We start from the raw sequence: 4,036 nt of genomic DNA, 5'->3' as shown, positions 1-4,036 counted from the left end.
GCTCATTTGCTTGAATCTGTTCGGCAAGGATTCTCTGGAAGAACTTCTGAATCCGCGAAGACGAAAAACTATAAACACCTATAGTTATAGCCTGTTAGCTATGGGTGCTTAACCGGACAACATTGATATATTTTGCAAAAATAACTTTTTGTTGCAAGGAGGGGGCATGCGCATAACGATCGCGCACAAGTATGTGGGTTCGCTGTTTGGCGCATTGATCACCTGCTGTGGGGTCGTGCTGTTTGTTTCCATCTACTTTATGAAAGTCCCCATTGAAGATGAACTGGATAAGGGCATCCGGCGCATGCAAAACGTTATCATGGAGGCCAATGAGGCCACCCGTGCGCGTTTTGTGCAAAGCGCCGCCCTGATTGCCAGCGACAACAGCATGGTGCAGGCCATTGTGCATAAGGACCACGCACTGGCCAAAGAGCTTGGCGAAAAAAGCATGAAAATGGCCGGTTCGGACTTTATGACCATTACTGATGAGTCCGGCAAGGTCATCGCCCGTGGTCATGCTGATAAATACGGCGACAGCGTAACCAATCAGGAAACAGTGGTTATTGCCCTCAAGGGGCAGCCCGCCGCGGCCGTTGTGGCAGGCACCGTCGTTCCGTTCACAATCCGGGCCAGCCAGCCGGTGGTTTATGAGGGCCGCGTGGTAGGCTCCATTTCCATTGGCACATCCCTTGTCACTCCTGCCTATCTTGACTGGCTCAAGCAACTTTCGGGCGTTAACATCACCATTTTCAAGGGCGATACCCGGGTCATGACCACAATCATGGCTGACGGGCAGCGTGCCGTGGGTACCAAGCTGCAATCACCGGAAATTCTCGATGCGGTTCTGAAAAAGGGAAAAACCTACTACACCCACAATAGCATTCTTGGGGTGGACTACAATTCCGCCTACTGGCCGGTCAAAGACGCCAATAATCAGATCATAGGCATGTGGTTTGCGGGCATGCCCATGAGTGATCTGCAGAAGCTTGAGCACGAAGCCGTGGACAAGGCCATCCTGGTGGCTTGCGGTCTACTGGTGCTGCAGCTTACCCTTTCGGTCATCCTGGGGCTGAGAGTCAGCGCTCCGGTGGGCAAGATCACCCGCTACGCCCTCGGTGTGGCCGAGGGCAAGAAAGACCTTACCCTTGACGTTTACAGCAAGGACGATATGGGCCAGTTGGCGGATGCCCTGCGCCAGATGGAAGAAAACCTGCGCCGTCTGGTTCAGGATGCAAGCGAACAGGCCGAACAGGCGCGCCTGATGGGTGAAGAGGCGCAGCAGGCCATGGAAGAGGCCAAGCAGGCTCAGGCGCAGGCTGAAATTGCCAAGCGTGAGGGCATGATCAGCGCCGCGGCCCAGATAGAGGGCGTGGTTGAGCGCCTCAATTCTTCCATCAACGACATTGCCGAACAGGTGGACAATACCGGCGGCGCGTTGAGCCATGCCGTGGCCAGGCTGGCGGAAACCGCGACTGCTATGGAAGAAATGAACTCCACCGTGCTTGAGGTTGCCAAAAATGCGGGCGGTGCTGCGGATGTTTCGGCATCGGCCAAGCTCAAGGCCCAGGCAGGGTCCGAGGTGGTGTACAAGGCCGTAGGCGGCATCCAGGAAGTGCAGCGCCAGTCCCTGGCCCTCAAGGACGGCATGACCACGCTTGATGAGCACGCCAGGGCCATCAACCAGATCATGAGCGTTATTTCCGACATTGCCGACCAGACCAACCTGCTGGCGCTCAATGCGGCCATTGAGGCGGCCCGTGCGGGTGACGCGGGCAGGGGCTTTGCCGTTGTGGCCGATGAGGTGCGCAAGCTGGCGGAAAAAACCATGGCCTCGACCACAGATGTGGGTAACGCCATCCACGCTATCCAGCAAAGCGCCTCGCAGAGCATTCAGGAAGTGGAACTGGCCGTGCGCAACATCGCTTCCGCCACTGACTTTTCCAACAAGTCCGGCGAAGCCTTGCAGGAGATCGTGGTCATGGTGGATCAGACCGCGGACGAAGTGCGCGCCATTGCCACCGCCAGTGAGCAGCAGTCCGCCACCAGCGAAGAGATTAACAAGTCCATCGCTGATGTGAACAACATTGCCGCCACAACCTCCGAATCCATGCAGTTGGCTATGGCCGAGCTTGAGGCCCTGCGCAAGCAGGCTCACAGTCTGGCGGAACTGATCGAACACATGAAAAACGCCTAAAGAGTCAGGAGCCGCGCGGCTCCGGAACAATAACAGCCAGCGCCCCTTCCGTTTATGCGGAAGGGGCGCTGGCTGTATACAGCATTTTTTATACAGTATTTTATCGCGGGCGGGCTTGCAGTGTGCGGTTTGCAGGCACACGGCGGCCCGGATAAGCCGGCAGCGCGCTGTTGACGTTACCAGTTTAGGGCAGTCTCTTTTCAAAACAGATATGGCGGCTGCGCGAGCAAACGCGGTTTTTCTGCGTTCCCGGGCGCCGTGGCAGGCGGGTCTTGATCTTTGAGAAGGTATATTCTCAAAGTTGCCTTGCCCTATATCTAGAGCAATTTCACTTTGAAATTGCTCTGGCGGCTGCGTGAGCAGTCGCCCGCCGCGAAGGCGTAAGCGCAATTTATTTGCGCGGTTAAACGCCGAAGCGAGCGTGTCTTAAACTTTGAAAATGTACATTTTCAAAGTTAATCTGCTCTAGAGCATTTAGCACTTGAATGCTCGCTTACGGCAGGCAAAAGCCTGCCTGCGCGCATTTTGTGGCAAGGATTTTCCTGAAAATCCTTGCAGAGCACTAACTCATTGCATTCGTAAACTGCTCTAGACGTTGAAAAGGAAGTGCATGACATCTCCATCCTTGACCACATATTCCTTGCCTTCCACGCGCAGCACGCCGCTGGCACGGCAGGCGGCCTCGTTTTCGTGGCTCATGTAGTCCTGATAAGAGATGACCTCGGCGCGGATGAAGCCGCGTTCAAAGTCCGTATGAATAACCCCGGCCGCCTGGGGAGCCTTCCAGCCCTTGTGAATGGTCCAGGCGCGCACTTCCTGCGGGCCGACCGTAAAGTAGCTGCAAAGCCCCAGTGTTTCGTAACCGGTGCGGATAATGCGCACAAGGCCGCTTTCGTCAATGCCGTAAGATGACAGCATTTCGGCCTGTTCCGCATCGGAGAGGCCCTGCAGTTCCTCTTCCAGCTTGGCGCAAATGCAGGCAAAGCCCGCTTGGCGTCCGGCGGCAAAGGTCTTGAGGGTTTCCACAAAGGCGTTGCCTTCGGCCACAGCGTTTTCATCCACGTTGGCACAGTAAATAACGGGCTTGGCTGTCAGAAGGCCCAGTTCGCGCCACGATGTCAGAAAAGCCTCGTTGCTTTCCGGCAGGACAAATTCGCGGGCGGCCTTGCCGTCATTAAGATGGGTCAGCAGGGTCTGCATTACTTCGGCGGCTGCCTTGGCGTCCTTGCTGCCCTTGGACATTTTTTGCAGACGTTCAAGGCGTTTTTCCACGCTTTGCAGATCGGCCAGCAAAAGTTCCGTCTCAATGGTGTCCACGTCACGCAGGGGATCAACGCCGCCGTCAACGTGCGTGATGTTTTCATCCTCAAAGCAGCGCACCACATGCACGATGGCCGCGCATTCGCGGATGTTGCCCAAAAACTGGTTGCCGAGACCTTCGCCCTTGCTGGCTCCCCGCACAAGACCGGCAATGTCGATGAAATCCACGCTGGCATTGATGGTTTTTTGCGGTTTGGCCTTGTTTGTCAGGTCGCGCAGGCGCGTGTCCGGCACGGCCACCGTAGCCTTGTTCGGCTCGATGGTGCAGAAGGGATAGTTGGCGGCCTGGGCGTTCTGGGCCTTGGTGAGGGCATTGAAAAGAGTGGACTTGCCCACGTTGGGCAGACCGACGATACCTATGCTGAGGGCCATGCTTTCTCCTGAATTGTCACCAGTCAAGACCCGGCGGGCGTCCGGGCCGCACATGCGCGGCTGTTCCGGAGGATTGTTTCCCGGGTCGGTGTCCGTCTGACCTGCCGTTGTGAAGCCGCGTCATCCGCAGGCTGCCTCACGGCAGGGGCT

General features: G+C 56.6%; 2 protein-coding genes. One reads left to right on the top strand and one right to left on the bottom strand.

The annotated features are described in order from the left end of the window. The first annotated feature begins 166 nt into the window (after positions 1–166). Complete coding sequence (locus tag V6C07_RS04150; RefSeq protein WP_333535098.1) at positions 167–2,194, top strand: methyl-accepting chemotaxis protein; 2,028 nt, start codon at positions 167–169, stop codon at positions 2,192–2,194. A 588-nt stretch (positions 2,195–2,782) separates the two neighbouring features. Here V6C07_RS04150 and ychF read toward each other — a convergent pair. Continuing rightward, the gene (gene ychF / locus V6C07_RS04145; protein ID WP_333535097.1) at positions 2,783–3,886 is read right to left on the bottom strand and encodes a redox-regulated ATPase YchF; all 1,104 of its coding nucleotides are present in this window, start codon (positions 3,884–3,886) and stop codon (positions 2,783–2,785) included. Positions 3,887–4,036 lie beyond the last annotated feature (150 nt).

It is taken from the genome of Desulfovibrio sp. 1214_IL3152 (assembly GCF_036763055.1).
Lineage (GTDB): Bacteria > Desulfobacterota > Desulfovibrionia > Desulfovibrionales > Desulfovibrionaceae > Desulfovibrio.
The sequence above is the reverse complement of the archived record's forward strand: the minus strand, read 5'-3'. Positions and strand labels throughout refer to the sequence as shown.